Origin of the sequence: Enterovibrio sp. FF113 (assembly GCF_041439165.1) — a bacterium.
GTDB lineage: Bacteria > Pseudomonadota > Gammaproteobacteria > Enterobacterales > Vibrionaceae > Enterovibrio > Enterovibrio norvegicus_A.
Window position 1 is genome coordinate 85,273 of sequence record NZ_JBGONO010000020.1, and the last position, 21,783, is coordinate 107,055.

A 21,783-nucleotide genomic window follows, 5' to 3' on the forward strand; every position below is an offset into this window, starting at 1 on the left:
CGAATTGCAGCCTCTTCTTTCTAATTAGCCTTAAACATGTAAATATTATACATGTTATAGTTTCAATACTTCCTAGGTGCCCATGATGATCAATATTGTTGATAAAGAAAAAGAAGAGAGAATCCCGCCCATACTTCGTCTTGGCTTTAGGCCGCTCTTTCTGCTGGCGGGTATTTATGCCGTTTTTTCGATCTGCACTTGGGTATGGTTGTTTACCTCTGGAAGCCAATCGCCGCTTAACGTGCCTGCGATCTGGTGGCATGCCCATGAAATGTTGTTTGGTGTTGCGATGGCTGTTGTCGCGGGATTTCTCATGACCGCTGTGCAGACGTGGACGGGTGTGAAAGGCACCTCCGGTGGGCGGCTGGCCTTTATTGTGATGCTGTGGATTGCAGCGAGGGTTCTGTTTTGGACGGACACGCCTTTATCTATCATCGCATTAGTTGATACGTCATTTCTTGTGCTGACAGGGTGGGAGATCGGTTATCGAGTGGTGATCACTAAACGCTGGCGAAATCTGTTTTTTATTCCGATGTTGCTGGTGGCAATCAGTGCGAATTTGGCGAGTTATGCCACTGTAAAGGGCATGCCACCCTTTTCCGCTAATGCGCTGTGGCAGGCGATGTTGTGGTGGTTCATGATTCTTATCTCCATCATGGGGGGGCGAGTGATACCGTTTTTCACCGCCAAGCGTTTCCAGCTTGAAGCACCCAAGCCCATATTATGGCTCGAGATGTTGGCCATACTTCCTCTTGTGATGCTTGCTGTTATCTCATTTTTCCCTTTGGTGCCAACGTGGTTCAACGCGTCGTTACTATGGGTCGCGGGTATCGCTCAGTGTATTCGTTTATACCGTTGGCAAGGAGTCCGATCATTCGGTGAGCCTCTCGTTTGGTCATTGCACCTGTTTTATCTTGCGCTGCCTGTCGGCTTGATTGCGAAAGCGTTGTATATCGGTAATGCATGGATTTCACATTCATTGATTCACCTTTTTGCGATGGGCACATTGGCTGGTGTTGTTCTGGCAATGATTGCTCGTGTGAGTATGGGACATACTGGCAGGGCGATTTATCAAGGCCCATCATTTAGCTTTGCGTATTTTTCATTGGTATTGGCGACGCTGGTGCGAGTGTTGGGACCAATAGTCTGGCCCGAACATTTGCAAACATGGGTCGTTATCGCGGGAATAGGTTGGAGTATGGCTTTTGGTGGCTTTGTTGTTTGTTTCGGTCCGATGCTGATTAAGGCGCGCGTAGACGGGCACCCAGGGTAGCGGCTATTGAGAAATCTACGGCACGTCAATGTTCTGTGGCACGTCGCACTGCAATAAACCGAGATTGCGTCATACTACTGATATGATAATCAAGGAGTAATTGTCGTGTGTAGATGGCTGGCGTACCAAGGTAAACCGTGTTTTCTGGATGAAATGCTACATCAGCCTAACCATTCATTGGTGATGCAGAGCATGGAAGCGTCGAAAGCAGTGACGGCGGTCAACGCTGACGGTTTTGGTGCGGCCTGGTATGGTGAAAAGCCGACGCCTGCGTTGTATCGTGAAGTGTTACCTGCTTGGTCTGATGCCAACCTACGTTCTCTCGCCCAACATACTAAATCTCATCGCTTCATGGCACATGTGAGGGCATCAACAGGTGCAAACACATCTCGAGAGAATTGCCATCCGTTCAACGTTAAAAATTGGCTCTTTATGCACAATGGGCAAATCCCAGAGTTCGAAAGAGTTCGTTATCAACTTGAGCGACAGCTCGATGAGCCTTGTTATTTAAAGCGTAAAGGTACAACAGATAGCGAGCTGATATTCCTCCTTTTAATGCAGCACGGGTTAGATCAAAACCCCAAATTGGCATTAAGACGAGTGATTAGCATGATTGAAGTAGAGATGGGCAATAAGGGCATTAATGATCAGCCTTTCAAGGCGGCATTGTGTATCAGCGATGGTCATCAATACTGGGCTTTGCGTTACGCCTCGTTCGGTACGCCACCAACCATGTTTTATAAAAGTGTCGACAGCGGTGTTGTACTTGCATCTGAGCCGTTTGAGCTAGACAGACATGAGTGGAAAAGTATTCCAGCTCAAAGTTTTGTTGAAATGGTTGGTGAGCAAGTGACAGTGACAGAATTTCACATCGCATAGGAAACGCATGATAGCACCGCTTGAATATTAGCTATGGTCATGACCTTATCCGGTGACACGGTGATCATGAACAGGACAAAGGGCCCTGTGTGCCCTTTCGTTCAATGCCATTCTGTTTTTGCAGATCTGCAATCCGATCAACTCAGTTTTCTAATTTGACGTTGCTGTTCTTTACTGACGAAACGCCTTATCTCTGTTAGTACGCGCGGAGTCATTTTAGAGCTCCACTGAGTGCTCTATGGTCGCCAAAGTGTATTTTAATGAGCCGGATTTCGTTTTAACCGCAATTTAACCAGCAATGTCACCGGTATGTCGATGATATTGAGTTTGAGGTAAAACACCAAGGTCATCAGGGCAACCGGTAGCGTTAAGACAATAGTAGGAAGATGATATAGCCATTGATTCAAAATGCTGTTCAGCGTGAGCATAAGCCCCGAAACTCCAAGACAGGCAAGCCATTTGACGTGTCGGTAAGGGAGGGGTTGTTTTCGCTGACTGATCACATAGAAAAATATGAGGCGAAGTGAATGGGCGCTAAAGAGCACAGCGACAATTCCCAAAACACCCCATTGTGGAGTGAGCACGCTGTATCCGATGAGTGCAAACAGCGCGCACCCTGCCTGAATCCACATTTGAGCTTGGCTGGAATCGCCACAATAGCAGCCTAGATTCATGTAATCACCAGCATTTTTGATCATAGCTATCAACAATAGGAATACGAGAACGACACTCGCATCGGCGTAGACTTCGGGTAGTAGCCACTGAATTGCCATTGGCGCCGTGAGGATGAGCAAGGTCCCAAGCATAATACCGAGATTAGTGCCAAGTATTGCCTTATCCGCACATTGTTGTTTGCCATCTGGGTTCTGCAACATGGGGATTCGGGTAGGGAACCACCATAGTGCGTAGGGTTGCATCAGCAAGCCCAAAATCAGCGTGAACTTGGTTGCAACCGCATAAACAGCTAACTCTTCGATACCGACACCATGGGCAAGGAACCAGCGATCTGCGCCTTGGACGAGATAGATTGAGACTGCCCCAATCAGCACGGGAACGCCAAAAGAAAGGAGTTGTTTGGAATCTGCAAGGTGACCAATTTTTCCCATTTGTCCTCGTTGATATCCAACAAGGCAGAGCGTTAAAAGCAGACTTGAAATGGCCCCTGAGATCAGTACGGCGTCTAGCCCATATCCTAGCTCGAGCAGGACGACGGTGAGAGTGGCTTGCACAAAAGCTTTGATTACATTGAGATAGCAGAAGCGCTTGGCCAGAGCATTCATTCGCATCAAGGTTAGCGGTATGGCGATCACGCCATCGAGCATAGTAGGGATCAGTAACAAAGCGATTTGATACCAAGCAAACTCGACTGGCATTAAAGTGAGCAGCCATGGCGTCACTAAGAGGATTACCCCACTACCAATAAAACAAATGATGACACTGAGAGTGAAACAGTTTGAGACTAACTGCTGGCGCTGCTTTCCTTCTGAGGTTCCTACATAGCGGTACATCGCATCGACAATTCCAAAACTGAATAGAATCGTGCCGATATCTGCCAGTAGGATCAGTGACTCTAACGAGCCATATTCTACGAGTGATAACTTATGCGTCAGGTAGGGCAACATTAATAATGAAATGCCCTTCATCATGATAATGCCTATCGCGTAGTAGAAAGATTGTGTCATCCAAGCCATCACGGTTTACCAAGCAATTTTGAGTACACTTCTGCAATCACCCAACAGACTGCGAACACGGCGTTTGTGCATATCAAGACGAAGCGAGTTTAGTCCAAGCCAGATGGCTTTAGCGTACTGATGTCTGCTGCGATAATAGTCTGCATAGCCTTCAAGCAAGCGAGCTTTACCTTTAGTAAGCCCTTGATACGAAACCTCACTGTGTAGATGTTTTCGGCAATATTGGTCAAATATCCTCTCTATATGTCGCAAATTATCGAGTTTGCGATTTTGGGTTTGGGTTAGAGAGTTTTGCCGCATCAGGTAAGCGGTTTGCACCGAGCTGAGCACACCAATAGGGTGCTGCTCACAAATGCGAAGCCAGAGATCCCAGTCTTCGCCAAAGCTTAATGAGTCATCAAACCAAATGGGGTGTGCAAGTTGGTGGCGATTCAGTATCACGGTTGATGTACCAATGATGTTATTGATAAGAATCGTCTCAAGCGCTCTGTCAATCCGAAAGGCTTGGCCACTTGCGTGTTGATAATGGCCCCAGTAAGCAAAGCAATCGACAATCGGCTGAAGCTCTTCATCAACATGTTCGTAATTAGTGAAACTTAACGCGATATCTGGGTGGAGTTTGTGTAAGTTCAGTTGCAGTGCCAATTTATCGGGGTACCAATAGTCGTCTGCATCGAGAAAAGCGATGTAATCGCCCTTAGCATGCCTAAGCCCGATGTTGCGTGCTTTGGCCGCACTGCCAACTGCGGTATGGAATACGCGTATCCGGCTATCTGTAATAGTGGTGAGGTACTCCTCTGTATCGTCACTGCTGTTGTCATTAATGATCAGCAGTTCAAGATTCTTGTGCGTTTGATTGAGCACACTTTCCATTGCTTTGGGTAAAAATGGCAAACAGTTGTGTGAGGGGGTGATAACCGAAACCTTGTCCATGATGTGCTCCTATGGCCAGACGAAACTCAACAACAGCACAGAATGTGCCATTATTTCAAGCTGTTGACTTATAAGTATTTTTATAGAAGGGCGATAGGGGCGCGTACCTAGTACGGGCGAAAAGATGCATATTGAATGTCAAACTGACAAAACGATGCAGGTTTCGTAGTGTTGTTAGCTTCTATTAACGCTAACTGATTAATAAATATCACTAACTTTAGTTGGCACTTTATTTGCTATTGGCTGAATACACATAAAAAAGCAGCAGCCTGAGCGTGTCCCAATGAAAAAAGTCGCCTTTATCGCCCCTACGTATCCTGTCCTGAGCGAAACTTTTATTCAAACCGAAGTTGAGTCCATTAAAGCATGTGGTCATGAGGTTATGGTGTTTGCCTTTGATATCAATAAAAGTGAGCAGCGTTTTGACTACGACTTGGCAGAAATTGCGCAAGATGTTGACTGGAATCTTTGGACTCAGATTTCTCAACGGGGACTGCTCAAGGCTATGCATTTCGTCCATGGTCAAGTTGGTTTGCCTAAGCGTTCACTGTTCTACTATGGCCTTAAACTTGCAATGCAATTGGCGGAGAAAAAAGTGGATCATGTGCATGCCCATTTTGCTCAACATACCGCTGCACACGCTATTGTTGCAGCGAGACTGCTTAATATCAGTTGTTCGTTTGTGGCACATGGACACGATGTGTACGAGGCAGCATTTGATATTAAGAACAAAATCGAAGCGAGTGATTTCGTTGTCGCAGTCTGCCAAGACATGCTCAATGACTTTGATAACGTGGCGCGCGGTAACGTCAAATTACTCCATTGTGGTGTGACAACAGATAAATTTATCCTTCGCGGGAAGCAGCCCTCTTCTCACCTTCGTCTTGTGTTCTTGGGGCGTTTGGTTGAACAAAAAGGTGTGCATCACCTCATAGAGGCGTTAGCGTCCTTGAAAGATCGGGTTGAGTTTCAACTGGATATTGTAGGCACTGGCGATATGGAGGAAGACCTAATTAAGCAGGTCAGCGAGCACGGACTTTCTAAGCGTGTAACTTTTCTCGGCGCAAAACCTCATGATTGGGTGAAAGAACATTTGGCTGACTACGATTGCTTAGTGGCACCGTTCTGCTTTTCCAAAACAGGATGTGTTGATACAGGGCCGTTGGTTCTTAAAGAAGCAATGGCGGTGGGGACGCCCGTCATTACGACCAATATCATGGGCTGTAAAGAAATCGTCACTCCAGAAACAGGCTATTTAGTGGATGAGCAAAATGTACAACAGTTAGCTACCAGCTTGGCTCAGTTTGCTCGGCTTACTTTTCAAGAGCGGCTAAAAATGGGCTACCACGCTCACAAGCGAGTCGTTGATAGCTTTAATGCTTACGTGCAAGCCAAGCGATTATCTGGATGGATCGAAAGTGTTTGAGGCTAGTGGGCTCTAGTGACGCGGCGGGGTTAATGAACAGTTTAAGGGCGCAAAGTGCGCCCTTAAAGTATTTGAAATGCACTAAATGGCAATACCGTACGGTTCATAACCTTGCCATGCATGGTCATACAAGGCACGAGACTCTTTTCGTAGCTTTTCAATTTTTGCCACTTCATATTGGCTCAAATCGCGAGCATTCAACGTCGCACTGCGCTCGATGGTTTGTATCTGCTCGTAGTTCTCATGTTCCTTACCATTTTTAACCCCAGAAATGGCTTTTAAGTGAAGTTGAACTTCAGCAATCATTTTGCTTTCTGGCAAAGCAACCAAGACTTTAATATCTCGATATCCAGACGGGCGAGGAGTATGGAAACGATTGATGACTTCCATTGTTTTCGCTGACGCGGCTAATTGCTCATAAGCGATATTCAAATCTTCTATTGAGTCCGTTTCCACAGTGATTCGAACAAGGTCAGTGAGGCGTGATACATCACCATCGAGTTCTTTATTGACCTTTTCGGTTGCGCGCTCCAGTCCTTTCAATCCAGCGGATAACACGTTGCCGTTACTTTGTTTGGCAATATCGCTGGCAAGTTGTTCTAGTTCTGCCTGAGCAGCTGGGGCTGAGGCATAAAGCTTGGTTAAATCGGCATGTGGTTGTGCGATGGCTTGGGCGCGGAATGAAGGAATAGAAAACAGCTCTGAAAGGCTCGCTTCGTGACCGGCTTGTGGCTGCTGATAAGAAATGCTCTGGCTATTTTCGGGTACTTTTACGTCGAGTTGCTCAGCATAAGCCGGCACACGAATCACCAGAATTGGAACGATAATCAGCGCTTTAAACATTCTTCCCATCTAAATACCTCTGTTGGTTGAGGGTCACTCGGTTAGCGTCCTGTGAGTGACTACAACTTCATCATATCGACTGAAGATGAATGTTAGCTGAATGGAAGGGCGAGGTTCGAGGTGAAGTTCTCAATCTGTGTTTTTACACGAGGCGCAGATCAAATTATGCAAATTATTATTCTGGCATTTGTAATATGTATAGTTTATCTGTGCGTATATCCCATATCGATTAATTAATCACTCTGTGAATGTTTGTCAAAATTGATGTGGTGACGTTAACTTAATGTAATGACAGTTATCGTGTGTTTCTTACCCAGAGATGCTCGTTAAGAGATCGATATGGAGGACGTAACATGTATCATCCAGATTATCTTATGCAGCTATGTCATATCAGCGACCTAGCAGTACAAGAACTCGAACCGACGTTTGACCATTTGCCAACTACCGCACACGCCGATGGTCAATACAGATTAAGACGCTATTCCATCGTGCAGTGTGATGCTGGCGCTGTCCGCCAAATGCCCCAACACACCTTTGTGCAAAGCCGATCCATTAACCAACACCAAGGTGGTGTTGTTCGCCATTTTGAAGACTTGTCGCCGAATGTTCTTCATTCGGAAGGGTTCTTTGAGCTTTGTCGATTGTTTAAAGACAACAATGAACTGGACGATCAGCAGGACATCGAGATCCATCAAATGAGAGTGATTACCCTAAATGACATCACTCCCGTGTCGCCAGAAGGAGTGCATCAGGATGGCTTTGATCATATTGCGATAGCGGCAATTCATCGGAAAAACGTGCAAGGCGGGGAAATTTTGGTGTACAAAGACAAAGCCGAGCAGCCGTTCTTTTCGCTGGCAATGAACGACGGAGATGTGGCGCTGCTCGACGATCATGCCGTTTGGCACAACGCAAACCCGATCCGGCCTATTAACCCTTCCTTGCTGGGACATGTTGACTTGTTTGTGTTGACGGCGCGCGAACGTTGATGCCTTCTCCTGTTCGGGTTAGGGCAAGTGAAATGATGAGTTTTGCTAGCCTTGACCCGAAGGGAATCAACCATAATTTTGCTTATTCTTATCTTTAAAATCACACAGTTACTTGTCCTTAAGTTAAACTGGTCGCAATATGAACTAATAAACCGCGTCTTTAATGTTGAATACTCCCAAATACCTCGCTTTAGTAGCAACCTTATTAACCCCTGTGTGTTGGGCTGAAGTTGTTGACGCCACAGATACCACTGAAACTCGTCTCGATGTGGCGATAGAGACAAAGAAGCCTGACGTCGATACTGTCGAAACACTGCGCCTTAAGCGAAGCGAAAACTGGGGCATAGCCGCCACGTTACGTTCTGCTGGTGTTCCTTACGCCGAAGGTGGCAGCGCGAATGTCTCCAGCTTCGTCCCTATGATGTTCTACCAAGATGAAGCGTTTTTCATCAATGGAACAGAAGGCGGCATCCGTCTTTGGGAAGAAGATGAGTGGCGGGTCAATGCTATCCTTCGCATGCGATTTATTGATTTGCCGACGGCCGTGCAGAACGATATCGGCGGTGATACCGGCGACTTTGGTTTCCAACTAAAACGCCAACTTGGTGATGGCTGGTATGCAGATCTCGATGTGTTATCGGATAAAGATTATCGTTTCCACAGTGTTGCCACGCTCGGTAAAACAATTCATACAGAGGATTTTGACCTCGACGCGACGGTTTCGGCACGTTACAAAGATGCAGACTTCAATAGCTTCTATTACGGGTTGTCAGAATACCGAAATGAAGGGGTACACATTGGAGCTGGCGTTGATCTCAAAGCGGGCATGAAAGGGCGTTACCACGTCTATTCCAATCTTTATCTCGTCGGGGCGGCATACGCGACGTATTTTGATAAGAATGTTCGCCATGCGGCTACCATCGACAAGAATTGGCAAGGGGAGGTTTTCGCTGGTTTCGGTTTCTTCAATGATCACAAACGCGATGGCGAACGAGAGATTTCGACTCGTCCATATTGGCGATTAGCGTATGGTTGGGCAACGCCTTCTAACATTGGTGAGATCATTGCAGGTGGTACGGAAAAAGACCCCTATGGTAATACGTTAACCTCGGTGTTTTATGGGCATCCGTTGACTGACTCTCTGTTTGGCGTCCCACTGGATATTTACTTGACGCCTGGCGTTGTTTGGCACTGGAGTTCTGAGGTACAAGCCTCGTCAGCCGAGTTTGTGATGGCGATTAAGGCCTATTACACGTTCGATTGGCCAACAGAATGGCGAATCGGTGCGGCAGAAGGTTTGTCATACGTCAATAACATCACCTATGTAGAAAGCTCTGAAATGGAGCGCAAAGGTTATGAGCCAAGCCATTTGCTCAACTACATTGATCTTTCTGTTGATGTGAATGTCGGTGATTTGATTGGTCAGAAGAAATTGAACAATCTGTGGTTGGGTTATTCAATTCATCACCGTTCGGCGATTTTTGAGAAAGCGAGCCAGTTTGGTCGAATCAAAGGTGGCAGTAACTACAACACGATTTACTTGCAGATGGACTTCTAGACTAAGAAGCTAGGACCTACGTGTTGGAATGTATGCGATGGTCAATCTGATGAACAAAGAAGCGGGCTTTAGGGCCCGCTTCTTTATGTTTGGTATTTAGGCAGTGTAGGGAAGGTAACCCGTGAAGCCTACAATTTTCCAGCCTGATTCGGTTTGCTTCAGGTAATACAGCGTTTGCCACTTCAGCACCTCAGGTTCTTTGCCGACAACCTGAATGGTGCCATCAAACTGCTTACGCGCGATGGCTTTGCCGTCTTTTACTTCGATTTGTTCAAGCGTGGTGAGCTTATGAATAGCGTCTTCTAGAGGCTCTGCGTATTTCGTATCAAGACTTGCACGCGCAGCTTCTAACCATGAGTCTCGGTAATCTCCGAAACGTGAAAATGCCAAGTTCCATTTCCCCGGGTCTTGATCGAATCCTGCATTCACGGCAAAAAATTCATGCTCCAGAAAGTCGTTTTCCACCATTGACCAATTCGCTTGGGTGTAAGCCTGAATATCTTTGGCGACGAGCATGTCCCAAATTTCTGCGCGATCGGGATCTTTATCTGAAAATGGATTGCTTTTAATCATTTATGACTCCAACAGTATGAATTCGCTGATGGCTTATAAAACGGGATTTAAGGACAAAAGAAAATGGGAGATAAACAAGGCTGAGAGGTTGCTCGGGGATAAGGTAAAAAAAGGGGGCTCAGGGAGCCCAAATAAAGAAAATCAAAGCGCGAAACGTGACCAAGTGTTGGCTACTTCTCGCGTTTGATGTTGGCAATATATTTGCAATGAATTGGACGCGCGGGCTAGGAAACTAAGCCTAGTAAGTCTTTTGCAGCTTGCTCCATTGAAGCCTTGGCAGGTTCATCACCCATTGCTAAGGCTTCGCTGTAAACAAATTCAATGTCGGTAATACCAACAAAGCTAAGTACCGTTTTGAGGTAGCCGACGACATGGTCGTTTTCAGTGTCTTTGTGAATGCCGCCTCGCGTTGTCACTATGATGGCTTTCTTGCCAGTCAATAGACCTTGCGGGCCTTGCTCTGTATATGCAAATGTCACTCCCGCACGTGCAATAAAATCGAACCAGTTTTTTAGCTGTGTTGGAATGGAAAAGTTGTACATTGGCGCAGCGATAACCAACGTATCACTGGCTTGGATTTCGTTAATTAATTGGTCCGACAGCGCTAGCGCATCTTGCTGTTTCTGAGTGGGGTTTTTCGCTCCACGTAAACCTGTCGCAAGTTCACCATCCAGCACGGGAACGGGGTGCGCGGCCAAATCACGCTCGATAATGAAATTGTCGCGGCCAAGTTGGTCAACCATTCCATCAATCAATGTTGTTGAAGAAGAATACTCGCCAAGAATGCTCGATTTTAGAACCAGTACATTTGCCATTTCATGCCCTATTAATATTCGTGTTTACTGTGTCTTATTGTGATAACAACTATAGAGAAAGGATAGCAGGCAAAAAAGCGGAAAAATCTGGGGGTAGTGTTCGAAAATATTGAATGAGATAACGCTTGCTGAATGTGAACCTATAAAAAAGGCTTCCTACAGGAAGCCCTTCTCGAGCAATTATGCGTTTAACCGCACTTAGAATCGCCGCAGTTTAGGCAAGTCTGGCAGCCGTCTTTTACAACAACCGCTTTGTTGTGGCACTTATAGCAAAGCGTCGCACTTGGCGGGAAGCCTGTGTTCACTTCTTCTTCTGCTTTTGGTTCCACTTTCGCTGTGTTTTCAGCACGCTTCGCTTCAAGGAATGCTTTTTGGTGTTCATCCATTTCTGGATTATCCAGCATGCCGATTTGCATCAGATGTTGTTCAATAACGTTGCCGATTTCTGCAATCAACGAAGGCACATATTTGCCTTTATTCCAGTAACCGCCTTTTGGATCGAACACTGAGCGAAGCTCTTCAACCAAGAATGTGCAATCGCCACCTTTACGGAATACGGCAGAGATAATGCGCGTTAACGCCACAATCCACTGGTAATGCTCAAGGCTCTTACTGTTGATGAAAATCTCAAATGGCTGACGCATTGCATGATCGGTGCCTTCGTTCAACACGACATCGTTGATGGTGATGAACAGAGAATGCTCAGAAACGTGCTCAGGGGTTTTCAGCTTGTAGGTGGTACCCAGCAAAACCTCTGGACGTGGCATTTCTTCATGCATGGTTTCTAGCACTGGCGCGACGTCTTCTACCAATTTAACCGGTGATTCTTGAACGACGTCTTTGCTTTTTACTTTATAAGAAACAATTTTGCTTTCGATTTTACGTGTCATAACGAATTACTTCTTCAGAGTGGACAGCTTGATCGCAAGCCATCCTGACAATGTGTATCCCCGAGTATCTTGAGGTTACTCGGGGATAGGATTAAAACTTACCGTAGTAGCCTTCTTTCAGCGCATCGTAAAGGTTTGCTGCTGAGTGAATCTCGCCGTCGTACTCAATCTTCTCGTTGCCTTTGGCTTCGAAGGTAGAGCCGTCTTCCAGCGTAAACACGTACGTGGTTTTCTCAAGATCTTCATCTTTCACCAATACACCTTGGAACACTTCTGGGTTGAAGCGGAAGGTCGTACAGCCTTTCAGACCTTTATCATACGCATCCATGTAGATGTTCTTGAAGTCTTCAAACGGGAAGTCGGTTGGCACATTGGCGGTTTTCGAGATTGAAGAGTCTATCCAACGTTGCGCAGCAGCCTGAACTTCTACGTGCTGACTTGGTGTAATGTCGTCGGCGGTGATGAAATACTCAGGTAATTGCTCGTCTTCTTTGGTGCTGTATGGCATCGCTTTGGTGTTGATAATCTCGCGGTAGGCCAGCAACTCAAAGCTATACACGTCGACGCTTTCTTTCGATTTCTTACCCGGTTTAATCACGTTACGCGTGTAGTGATGCGCAAAGCTTGGCTCGATACCATTACTCGCGTTATTCGCTAGCGACAGTGAAATTGTTCCTGTTGGTGCAATTGAACTGTGGTGCGTAAAGCGACCGCCTTTCTCAACCAGCTTTGCAATTAAATCTGGGCGAATATCGCCAATTTGCTGCATGTAACGGCTGTATTTGGCGTGAAGAACTTTGCCTTTCACCTTGTCACCAATCTTAATGCCGTCTGTTGCCATCTCTGGGCGTAGACGGAGCATTTTAGCGGTAACAACGAATTCCTGGTCCATCACAGGTGCAACGCCTTTCTCTTCGGCAAGTGCAACAGCTTGTTCCCAACCGGTGATCGCCATTTCCTGAGAAACTTGCTCAGTGAACGCGATAGACGCAGCGCTGCCGTATTTGTGGCGAAGCATCGTCAGCGTAGAGCCCAAACCAAGGAAACCCATACCGTGACGGCGTTTGGTTTCGATCTCTTCACGCTGTTTTGCTAACGGCAGTTGGTTGATCTCCACCACGTTGTCCAACATACGGGTGAAAGTCGCGACAACCTTACGATACATTTCCCAATCGAAACGTGCTTTCTCTGTGAATGGGTCACGAACGAATTTGGTCAGGTTAACTGAACCTAGTAGGCACGCACCATACGGTGGAAGAGGCTGCTCACCACAAGGATTCGTTGCACGGATCTCTTCACAGAACCAGTTGTTGTTCATCTGGTTAACTTTGTCGATCAGAATGAAGCCAGGTTCTGCGTAGTCGTAGGTTGACGTCATGATGACGTTCCAAAGATTGCGCGCTGGCATGGTGCGGTAGATCTTGCACGCAATGCGGCCGATTTCGTCTTCAACAAATCCTTCGCTGCTTGGCCAGTCTGCCCACACGATATTGGCATCGTTGTGCAGATCAGTTTTATCCTGACGTGCTTCTTTTTCAGTGACAGGGAAGATTAACTGCCATTCGCCGTCGTTCTTCACTGCTTCAATGAATTCTTCGTTGATCAGTAGTGACAAGTTGAATTGACGCAGACGGCCATTTTCACGCTTGGCACGGATGAATTCCATCACGTCAGGGTGACGAATATCCATGGTACCCATTTGTGCGCCACGACGACCACCTGCAGACGACACGGTAAAGCACATCTTGTCGTAGATATCCATGAACGACAGTGGGCCTGATGTGTACGCACCAGCGCCTGATACAAACGCGCCACGTGGACGTAAGGTAGAGAAATCGTAGCCAATACCACAACCCGCTTTTAGGGTCAGGCCTGCTTCATGAACTTTACCTAGAATGTCATCCATTGAATCTTCAATGGTGCCACTTACCGTGCAGTTGATGGTAGACGTTGCAGGCTTGTGCTCGAAAGCGCCAGCGTTAGACGTGATGCGTCCTGCCGGGATTGCACCGTGACGAAGTGCCCACAAAAATTCTTGGTACCATTTGTCTTGTACCGATTTCTCTTCGAGATCGGCAAGTGCACGAGCAACACGCTTGAATGTGTCATCGAGTGTGACATCGATTGCTTCACCGTGTTTGCTTTTTAAGCGGTACTTGCTGTCCCAGATTTCCATAGACGTATCTTGGTATGGAATTGCTAGAACACCAGTAGGTTCGATTTCAGAAGCTGACTTGGTTTTGGCCATTATGAATTGCACCTCGAGAGTAATGCCGACTTGTTGAGCGAAGCTTGGCCAAAGACACTATATTGTGTCTCTGATTGGCAAGGGCGCAGATCAAACCACTATATCGTGTGATCTTCAAGTCTTGACAAGCAGAGTTTATGGAACAAATTTTACTTCTCTTTACGGTATAGTGTGTTGTGTGTTCAAACTGTTCTGATCATGAAACCAATTAGAGAGACAATGACCGGAAATTAGCCATATTCGTCAGATCAGAAACACCAAGGTGAAAGGCTGAAAGAAGAGCGATTTTTAGTCGGCGCGCTGAATTTTTTTGTCATCCTACCTCTATTCTTCCGTCAAAATGACAAAAAATAGTGTGATTTCCTCGTGATGATAGGGAATCGTTCAACACATATGGCTATTTTTACTGTATTAAAGCGCAACCTTTTGTCTGTTCGCCAGTTTTCAATACATGGTGCGTCGAGTTTGATGACGGTCTACTATCTCTAGAAGCCAACAAATAATGTTGCCATGAGATTGCGATTGTAAATACAATGTTGATTTTTCTGTGTGGAGAAAGCCAAGCGCGATATCAAATCAGCCTTGAGAACAGAGTAATGACAAGATTTGAGGAAAGGCGCGAATGAACCTGTTTATGCTCGATGTCGATGGTACGCTCATCGATAGTTATGATTTCGATTCCGACTGCTTTCGATCAGCCGTCGAAGAAGTGCTAGGTCTGCAGTTAACAGAAGACTGGGGCGCGTTCACTAATGTGACTGACGTAGGCATTTTAGAAGAACTGATTGAACAGCAAGGTATGCGTCACGAAAGAATGCGAATTCTTCGTGAGGTAAAAAGCCTATTTCTGAATAAACTGCGTGCTTACATCACGTCAAATGCGAATGAACTGGTAGCAACGCCTGGTGCCATTAAATTTGTGAACGATATGAAGTCTCATCCAAATGTCGTGCTCGCTATTGCGACGGGCGGCTGGGAAGAGTCTGCACGAATGAAGCTCAAAGCCGCAGGTTTTGACGTGAGTGGTGTGAGCTTTGCTTCGTGCTCGGATGCGATGACGCGCAGTGAGATAATGGCACTGGCCGCGTTTCGCGCCAAGCAAGATACTGGCGCCGTGTTTAGCCGTCGCGTGTATTTTGGTGATGGTGAGTGGGACAAGATGGCGACGAATACGTTAGGGTATGAATTTGTTGCGGTGGGAACAAAAGTACAGCACCACACGCGGATTCCTAACTTCGTTCATTATGATGCTATTTTCGGAAAACTTGGGCTAATTAACATGTTAAATGCTAAATCAGCCTGATTTTCCCATCATGATTTAAAGTAAAAACAGCGCCATCTGGCGCTGTTTTTATTTGTGTAGTTATCATGAGTTGGTAGGCGGAATTATACATTCACATGTGTAGATTCTTCGCTCAGATTTTGCTTCAGGGAATCAAAATAAGCTTTCGTTTCATCAGCAACGACATGGCGCAGTAAGATCAGGCCGATCAAGTTAGGCACTGCCATTAATCCGTTAACAATGTCTGCAATTAACCAAATCATATCCAGCTTAATAAAAGCCCCCGACAGCACAAGCGCTAAGAACACAATTTTGTAAGCCAGCACTGCGCGTTGTCCAAACAAATACACCACGCAGCGCTCGCCGTAGTAGTTCCAGCCCAGGATAGTTGTAAAGGCAAAGAACATGAGTCCGATGGCGACTACCATCGGGCCATAGCTTTGGTTAAGTCCCAAAGAGAAGGCTTCGGTGGTCATTCTCGCGCCTTCTATGTCCATTGACCATACGCCGGTTAGAACCAGAGCAAGACCCGTCATAGAGCAGATCACAATGGTATCAAGGAACGTACCGACCATAGAGATCAAACCTTGACGAACACAGGAGTTCGTTTGGGCAGAAGCTGCTGCCATAGGCGCACTGCCAAGGCCTGATTCATTTGAAAATACCCCTCGCGCCACACCCGACTGAATTGCCAGCATGATGGTTGCACCAACAAAACCGCCTGTTGCCGCTGCGCCAGTAAATGCTGAGTTAACAATCAAACTCATTGCCGAAGGAATCGCGCTGGCATTGTTGAATAAAATCACCACACACGCTGTGACGTAAATGACCGTCATGGTTGGGATGATCTTACTCGCCATGCCGGCAATTGATTTGATGCCACCGATAGTGACTGCTGCGACTAACAAGGTCAGCACAATGGCAGTGACTTCATGGGGAATGTTAAATGCGATATGTCCCGCGTCCACAATGGCATTCACTTGTGGAAAAGTACCAATACCGAAACACGCCACACCGATAGTGAAGAATGCAAATAGGCGAGCGAGCCATTTTTGCCCTGCACCTTTTTCAAGGTAAAGCATTGGACCGCCCAGCATATTACCGTTGGCATCCTGTTCACGGTATTTCACCGCGAGTAGACATTCGGCATATTTTGTCGCCATACCAAATAAGGCTGCCATCCACATCCAAAAAAGCGCACCTGGGCCGCCAAGTTTGATGGCAGTGGCTACACCGACGATGTTGCCTGTACCAATGGTGGCGGAGAGGGCGGTGCACAATGCGGCAAAACTGGATACATCGCCTTTGTCTTTTACGTTTTTCTCTTTGGTGAAAAGATACGTTAGTGCTAAAGGGAGTTTAAGAAACTGGATTGCACCGAGGCGAAATGTGAAATATACACCCGTGCCAACTAGCAGTAATAAAAGTGGTGGACCCCAAACGAGGTTATCGATGATCTCAAGTAGGTTGTGTAGTGAATAGTTCATTTATCCCCCTTTAATATCCACTTTTCTTGAGTAAATGTAAGAAAAAGCAGGCTTTGATTAAAAGGAGGAGAATAGCCGCAAAAAGCAGCAGTAAAGTGGGTACTTTATTGCGGTTATCTCCTCTGTCCTTTTGCCTGAGAGTTTCACTTGAAGTTATTCGATATCACGGTGGATGTACTCGAATACGCAAGCTTGCTCCTTCGGCGCCCGATTTAACGGATCTCTCCAGAGGCTCCTCCAACAACAGTCCATACCCACGTGCAAATGCACATATTGGGTGCCTGAAAGATTTACTTCTTCGGCGGATGGCAATGCCATCTCTCTCCTGCTGTCTTCAACGGAACGTCAAATTGTCGAAAGCATCATAGATCACAGAAATACGAATGCAATGATAAATAAGGCTCTTAGGCGAATTTGAACTTAAACAAGGTGAAATTGGCAGGGTGTGTTAACTGGATGTGGTTACATTGATACATTAAAAGGAGATGCAGTACAAAACGTCAACAATTCGTGAGGCAGAAAGTACCACAGGTTACTATCTTATTTATGATACACATGAGCTCGTGATAGATGCAGAGAACTAGTGAGTCATCTGCATTCAAGTTTTCCCTATTTCCGCCGATAAATCTTCATCTTATAAATTAACCAATTAGTAAATAACCTATAAGAAATGACGACGTTTAATGAACTCTTAGGCACAAAGCCAGGTGACGCTGAATCGACCGTAAAGCAGAGATATAAACTGCTCTCTACGCGCGTACACCCAGACAAAGGTGGGTCTAAAGCCCTGATGCAACTTGTGCGTCACGCTTATGACAACACCATTAAAGGACGCGGTGAAAACGCGTTGTCTATACCGGCGTCTGCGAGTTTCAGTGACGGTGGCGCGTTAGAGCGAGAACTGCTCAAGACAAAGAAAGAGCGAGATGAGCTCACCGCATTAAATCAGTTACTTAAAGTCCAACTCAGTCAGGCACAAAAAGGCAAAAGCGTAGGTGCGAACACAAGTAGCGCATCTGGCGCAGACTTTTCGAGAAAAATTGCGCAGTTGGAGGGGGAGTTGGTGTTACTTAAAGAAGAGCGTAACAGACTCTCCAATCAAAAAGACAGCGCCATTGCCGAACAGCATAAATTGGCGGGAGAATTACGACGCGCGCTTTCCGACAACGAGGTGATGGAAACAGAACTCGATAGAAAATCCGGTGTGAAGACACCGGGATTACTTCTTTGGGCACAGAAGTTTTGGCTGCCTGCAATGGCGATGTCGTCGCTTGTTGTTGTCGTTGCTTTGGGTATGAAAATGTTGGATTGGTCATTCGTTACTGGCTGGCTTGATGATACGTCACCAGAAGTTGCACCACCTAGAGTACGCGTCGTTCATGCTAAACCCAGCGAAAAAGAGGTGCAGAAAATAGAACGTGGTGCACTGGAAGCCCAAGACGATGACACCGGTACTAGCAGCTTACCGTTCCTTAAGCTGACTCAGAAAACAGGTGTATGGGCGCTAGCATCCTATACTGAATCTGATAAACCCTATATCGCTATTCGCAGCGACAATGGGTCATACATCGTCAATGATTGTACTGGCGATTTTCGCTTATATCTTAACGAACAGTTAAAGCCACTTCGTGTTGCTGCAAACTTAATTTATCAGCATCAGAATCAACATTTTCATGTTTATAAAATTCCTTATGGTCAAGGCTCGTCACCTGAAAGCTGGTTGCAAAGTCGAAAACTCGAAATCAATGAAGAGCTGTTTACGAGTAAATCTTTCAGAACGAGTCGTGTTGCATTAGTCAATCAATGTCAAAAAATGATGCTGTAATAAGCAGGATCTTTAGTTTAGATATAACCTTATGAATATTGGACGGAAAAAAGGTCAATAGTATCGATGATAGAGGAAAATTACCTTCTCACAGCGATAAAGCCTGAACGGCAGGATATTCCGGTTGGTGTACTGACCCGACAGCGTCTCGTCGTGAGCGATTCTGTTAGCATAAAAGGGCTGGTCACGGGAATAGGTGTCCCAGATTGGTCTGATGGCAATGAACCCGCTAAGAATGATGCAAGTGTGGTTTCTGCTTTGATGCATTCAGGTTGTCGTCTTATCGGCAAAGCGCAAATGGATGATTTTGGTACCAGTATCAGTGGGCAGAATCCTTTCCTTGCGAGATTGAAAAACCCCATTGCACCGGACGCTCGTCTTGGTGGTTCATCATCCGGAGCGGCGCTAGCGGTAGCTAAAGGTGCAGCCACCATTGCGATTGGAAACGATTGTTGTGGTGGTGTACTCATTCCCGCGTCTTACTGTCATCTCTATGGTTATCGACCTTCACAGGGTATGGTCGATTTGAGAGGCATTTCGGCACTATCACCATCATTTGATGCCGTTGGTTTTATGTCCAAAAAGCTCCCTATACTGCAGCAAATAGCAGAGAAATGTTGGACGAAACCGCCTAAAGCTGTCCGTTTCAAGGCTTTAAAATATGCACCGACCTTGTTTCAAGAATTGTTACCTATTGAAGCGATGCTGGAATGGGAGGTGGCGATGAATGATTCGAAGATTCGTAGCCAAGATGTGCCAAATTTTGGCAAGCTTGCACTAACTCAAGCCCATAATATACACACCGTGATATTGGGAAGAGAAATTGATCTGCAGTATGGTCAATGGTTTGATGTTCACAAGCCTAAATTTTCAGATGAAACCGCAGAATTTTTGAGCCGTATTCGAGGGAATAGCTTTAAAGAATTTGTTGAAACGAAGAAAAAAAGAGAACTATTTAGTGACAGCATCCAAGGCTTTTTTTCTAGCGGTGAGTTGTTAATGATTCCAACTTCACCTGGGCAACCGCCTGACGATATGTTTCTTGATGACACGTTTCTTTTAAATCAACGCCGTTTATATGCCATTGCTGAAGTGGCAGGCCTAGCACAACTCACGCTGCCTTTTTTGAACGTCAATGGCACGCCTATGGGAGTTTCTCTACTTGCTCACCCTGGTGAAGATCGTTTGCTTTTTGAAGCGGCGGGCCGCTGGTTTATCTGATCTTAATGTTATGCAACGAATCGTCCTTTCCTACCTTTTTCCATCCGTTTGAGTCCTCAAATCACAGTTGCTTATCAAGCAGACACTCTTGTGTAACATAGTGATGTGCATACTGTTTGTTCACTCTTAATGCACCAATAATTTTCATATTATTTCATGGCGTAATGACATCGTAATTTACCAACAGGTCAAGAAAAATTTATTATTTTGATTTTATTGCCTTAACATTATGTTTTAAATGAAAAAAATTGCATTTGGCCTGTCGTGAACCTATCAACAGAATCTGTGGATAACCACGTGAGTTATTTGGGGGGTTGATTTGTAACGCCATGATATTAATAGTCTAATTTTCGAATTTGACGATTTTATTTCGACGGGTGTCGTTGTGAATGTAATCTGTTAAATGTTGGCGCACATAGTGATCAGCAATTGTTTCAAAATTCGCCACTTTATAGGGGTGTTTTTGATTGAATTTGTCAAAGGAAAAAGAGGCAAGTCATTTGACTTACCTCTTTGCTTAATTCACAGAATCGTGGCCATTTGCAAACTCTCTATTTGCTATAAGGACGCGCCTGAGGGTTCGATCAGATCGTCCGCACCATTTCCGTTTGCGTCATTTCCGCCAAACTCATCCTCTCCGTTTAATTGGCCATCTCCATTTGTATCGAAAGAAGCAAAATTGCTAGCACTCATGTCAAAGGCTGTTCCGTCATTAGCGGCATTTTGGCTTTCTAAATCTAGATAGTTAGGGATGCCGTCATTGTCTGAGTCGGGGGCGAACGCGATGAGTCCTTGGAAGCCAGGATTATCCACCAGTAAGTTACCATCGTTATCAGTCAGGCCAATCTCAATGACATCTGGAATGGTGTCATTGTCACTATCCAAATCTACGTCATTTGAGTAGCCATCGCCATCGGTGTCAATGGTGAAAGCAACACTGGCCATGGGTGACAATGGGATCAGCTGGAAGTCTCCCAAACTCAATGCACCACTGTAAAAGCTGGTATCAATGTAGAAGTCTGGCGTTCCTCCGTTGTAGGTGGTTGTTCTGAGTATGTTGCCGTTGTTTCGATAAACAATGACCCCTTGCAGAACATCAATCGTCAATGTGTCTCCAATGGAAACCGTGCCAAAGGTTCCCTGACTCGACCCATTCTCATAGATTCTTAACGATGACCCCACGATATAGAAGGCATAGTCAATATCAGTGTAGCTGGCAGAAGACTCAACGTTTCCAAGACCAATCATGTTGTAAGTCCCCAACGATTTAACGTTGAAGCTCAGGCGGTAATTGTCTTCAAAACCGTAGGTAGAAAAACGTGAGGAATTAGCCTGCCAAGTCCACGAGCCGCCATTGGCATTGAGTAGACCATTGGAGACGTTACTGTTCCCAGTGAGTAAAAGCCAATCTAATACAGCCTCAGGCACTCTCAACTCACCGTCGTTGGTTAGGCCATCGTTGTCACGGTCAATATCTTGGTTATCTCCCACGCCATCGCCGTCTGTATCTGTTGTTTCAGAGCCATCCGTTGGGAAGGCATCGCCGTTGTCACCGACGCCATCACCGTCGGTGTCGGTGTCTTCATTTGGATCGAACGGGAACGCATCATCGACATCGAGCGTGCCGTCGTTGTCATCGTCGTCATCGTTCGGGTTCGAGAGGCCGTCGCCGTCCGCATCTTCTGCGCGATCATCGACCCCGTTGTTGTTGACGTCGTGACCGCCGAGTTCGTCATTGCCATCGAGCATGCCATCGCCGTTGGAATCAAACGCCGCAAAGTCACTGGCGGCCATATCAAAGGCCGTGCCGTCGTTCTCTGCGTTTTGGCTTTCCAAGTCGAGGTAATCAG

The 21,783-nt window shown here is 46.0% G+C and carries 16 protein-coding genes, 1 pseudogene and 1 riboswitch; of the genes and pseudogenes, 8 read left to right on the top strand and 9 right to left on the bottom strand.

The window, feature by feature from the left end:
* Positions 1-85: 85 nt before the first annotated feature.
* Both ACED36_RS16280 and ACED36_RS16285 read left to right on the top strand, forming a co-directional pair.
* Entirely contained in the window at positions 86-1,273 is a 1,188-nt protein-coding gene (locus tag ACED36_RS16280; protein ID WP_017002917.1) for an NnrS family protein, read from the top strand.
* 105 nt (positions 1,274-1,378) lie between these two features.
* A complete protein-coding gene (locus ACED36_RS16285) occupies positions 1,379-2,152 on the top strand; it encodes a class II glutamine amidotransferase (RefSeq protein ID WP_016962300.1) in 774 nt (257 codons plus the stop codon).
* Between the two features lie 257 nt (positions 2,153-2,409).
* Here ACED36_RS16285 and ACED36_RS16290 read toward each other — a convergent pair whose 3' ends face one another.
* Positions 2,410-3,843, bottom strand: a complete 1,434-nt coding sequence (locus ACED36_RS16290; RefSeq protein ID WP_016962298.1) for a lipopolysaccharide biosynthesis protein — start codon at positions 3,841-3,843, stop codon at positions 2,410-2,412.
* 6 nt (positions 3,844-3,849) lie between these two features.
* Positions 3,850-4,776 carry a glycosyltransferase gene (locus ACED36_RS16295; protein WP_016962297.1) on the bottom strand — a complete coding sequence of 309 codons (927 nt, stop codon included), beginning with the start codon at positions 4,774-4,776 and terminating at the stop codon, positions 3,850-3,852.
* A gap of 283 nt (positions 4,777-5,059) precedes the next feature.
* On the opposite strand from ACED36_RS16295, the gene ACED36_RS16300 reads away from it, so the two are divergent.
* On the top strand, positions 5,060-6,202 hold the full coding sequence (locus ACED36_RS16300; protein ID WP_016962296.1) for a glycosyltransferase family 4 protein: 1,143 nt from the start codon (positions 5,060-5,062) through the stop codon (positions 6,200-6,202).
* Between the two features lie 81 nt (positions 6,203-6,283).
* Here ACED36_RS16300 and ACED36_RS16305 read toward each other — a convergent pair whose 3' ends face one another.
* Complete coding sequence (locus ACED36_RS16305) at positions 6,284-7,054, bottom strand: hypothetical protein (protein ID WP_026023797.1); 771 nt, start codon at positions 7,052-7,054, stop codon at positions 6,284-6,286.
* Between the two features lie 344 nt (positions 7,055-7,398).
* Between ACED36_RS16305 and ACED36_RS16310 the strand changes: the two genes are divergently transcribed.
* Complete coding sequence (locus ACED36_RS16310; RefSeq protein WP_016962294.1) at positions 7,399-8,034, top strand: 2OG-Fe dioxygenase family protein; 636 nt, start codon at positions 7,399-7,401, stop codon at positions 8,032-8,034.
* Between the two features lie 163 nt (positions 8,035-8,197).
* Positions 8,198-9,592 carry a MipA/OmpV family protein gene (locus ACED36_RS16315; protein ID WP_017002913.1) on the top strand — a complete coding sequence of 465 codons (1,395 nt, stop codon included), beginning with the start codon at positions 8,198-8,200 and terminating at the stop codon, positions 9,590-9,592.
* Positions 9,593-9,688: 96 nt separating this feature from the next.
* Here ACED36_RS16315 and ACED36_RS16320 read toward each other — a convergent pair whose 3' ends face one another.
* From ACED36_RS16320 to ACED36_RS16335, 4 genes are all read right to left on the bottom strand, one after another.
* Positions 9,689-10,165, bottom strand: a complete 477-nt coding sequence (locus tag ACED36_RS16320) for a hypothetical protein (RefSeq protein ID WP_017002912.1) — start codon at positions 10,163-10,165, stop codon at positions 9,689-9,691.
* Between the two features lie 224 nt (positions 10,166-10,389).
* Positions 10,390-10,980, bottom strand: a complete 591-nt coding sequence (locus tag ACED36_RS16325; RefSeq protein ID WP_017002910.1) for an FMN-dependent NADH-azoreductase — start codon at positions 10,978-10,980, stop codon at positions 10,390-10,392.
* A gap of 188 nt (positions 10,981-11,168) precedes the next feature.
* Positions 11,169-11,870 carry an NrdJb gene (locus tag ACED36_RS16330; RefSeq protein WP_016962286.1) on the bottom strand — a complete coding sequence of 234 codons (702 nt, stop codon included), beginning with the start codon at positions 11,868-11,870 and terminating at the stop codon, positions 11,169-11,171.
* A 91-nt stretch (positions 11,871-11,961) separates the two neighbouring features.
* On the bottom strand, positions 11,962-14,118 hold the full coding sequence (locus ACED36_RS16335) for an adenosylcobalamin-dependent ribonucleoside-diphosphate reductase (protein WP_017002909.1): 2,157 nt from the start codon (positions 14,116-14,118) through the stop codon (positions 11,962-11,964).
* A gap of 622 nt (positions 14,119-14,740) precedes the next feature.
* Between ACED36_RS16335 and ACED36_RS16340 the strand changes: the two genes are divergently transcribed.
* On the top strand, positions 14,741-15,421 hold the full coding sequence (locus tag ACED36_RS16340; RefSeq protein WP_016962282.1) for an HAD family hydrolase: 681 nt from the start codon (positions 14,741-14,743) through the stop codon (positions 15,419-15,421).
* 83 nt (positions 15,422-15,504) lie between these two features.
* On the opposite strand, the gene ACED36_RS16345 is transcribed toward ACED36_RS16340, so the two are convergent.
* Positions 15,505-16,887 carry a sodium:alanine symporter family protein gene (locus ACED36_RS16345; protein ID WP_016962281.1) on the bottom strand — a complete coding sequence of 461 codons (1,383 nt, stop codon included), beginning with the start codon at positions 16,885-16,887 and terminating at the stop codon, positions 15,505-15,507.
* Between the two features lie 112 nt (positions 16,888-16,999).
* A riboswitch (glycine riboswitch) is annotated at positions 17,000-17,126 on the bottom strand.
* 431 nt (positions 17,127-17,557) lie between these two features.
* On the opposite strand from ACED36_RS16345, the gene ACED36_RS16350 reads away from it, so the two are divergent.
* On the top strand, positions 17,558-18,712 hold the full coding sequence (locus ACED36_RS16350; protein ID WP_017002906.1) for a hypothetical protein: 1,155 nt from the start codon (positions 17,558-17,560) through the stop codon (positions 18,710-18,712).
* Between the two features lie 66 nt (positions 18,713-18,778).
* Complete coding sequence (locus ACED36_RS16355) at positions 18,779-19,933, top strand: amidase family protein (RefSeq protein ID WP_016962276.1); 1,155 nt, start codon at positions 18,779-18,781, stop codon at positions 19,931-19,933.
* 558 nt (positions 19,934-20,491) lie between these two features.
* Here the strand turns inward: ACED36_RS16355 and ACED36_RS16360 are convergent.
* Positions 20,492-21,783, bottom strand: a pseudogene (locus ACED36_RS16360) (hypothetical protein); the annotation flags it as partial.

Coding starts and splice junctions, on each gene's coding strand:
- ACED36_RS16340 (WP_016962282.1), top strand. CDS start 14,741: ATGAACCTGTTTATGCTCGATGTCGATGGTACGCTCATCGATAGTTAT.
- ACED36_RS16280 (WP_017002917.1), top strand. CDS start 86: ATGATCAATATTGTTGATAAAGAAAAAGAAGAGAGAATCCCGCCCATA.
- ACED36_RS16330 (WP_016962286.1), bottom strand. CDS start 11,870: ATGACACGTAAAATCGAAAGCAAAATTGTTTCTTATAAAGTAAAAAGC.
- ACED36_RS16315 (WP_017002913.1), top strand. CDS start 8,198: ATGTTGAATACTCCCAAATACCTCGCTTTAGTAGCAACCTTATTAACC.
- ACED36_RS16310 (WP_016962294.1), top strand. CDS start 7,399: ATGTATCATCCAGATTATCTTATGCAGCTATGTCATATCAGCGACCTA.
- ACED36_RS16300 (WP_016962296.1), top strand. CDS start 5,060: ATGAAAAAAGTCGCCTTTATCGCCCCTACGTATCCTGTCCTGAGCGAA.
- ACED36_RS16290 (WP_016962298.1), bottom strand. CDS start 3,843: ATGGCTTGGATGACACAATCTTTCTACTACGCGATAGGCATTATCATG.
- ACED36_RS16305 (WP_026023797.1), bottom strand. CDS start 7,054: ATGGGAAGAATGTTTAAAGCGCTGATTATCGTTCCAATTCTGGTGATT.
- ACED36_RS16335 (WP_017002909.1), bottom strand. CDS start 14,118: ATGGCCAAAACCAAGTCAGCTTCTGAAATCGAACCTACTGGTGTTCTA.
- ACED36_RS16345 (WP_016962281.1), bottom strand. CDS start 16,887: ATGAACTATTCACTACACAACCTACTTGAGATCATCGATAACCTCGTT.
- ACED36_RS16295 (WP_016962297.1), bottom strand. CDS start 4,776: ATGGACAAGGTTTCGGTTATCACCCCCTCACACAACTGTTTGCCATTT.
- ACED36_RS16320 (WP_017002912.1), bottom strand. CDS start 10,165: ATGATTAAAAGCAATCCATTTTCAGATAAAGATCCCGATCGCGCAGAA.
- ACED36_RS16350 (WP_017002906.1), top strand. CDS start 17,558: ATGACGACGTTTAATGAACTCTTAGGCACAAAGCCAGGTGACGCTGAA.
- ACED36_RS16355 (WP_016962276.1), top strand. CDS start 18,779: ATGATAGAGGAAAATTACCTTCTCACAGCGATAAAGCCTGAACGGCAG.
- ACED36_RS16325 (WP_017002910.1), bottom strand. CDS start 10,980: ATGGCAAATGTACTGGTTCTAAAATCGAGCATTCTTGGCGAGTATTCT.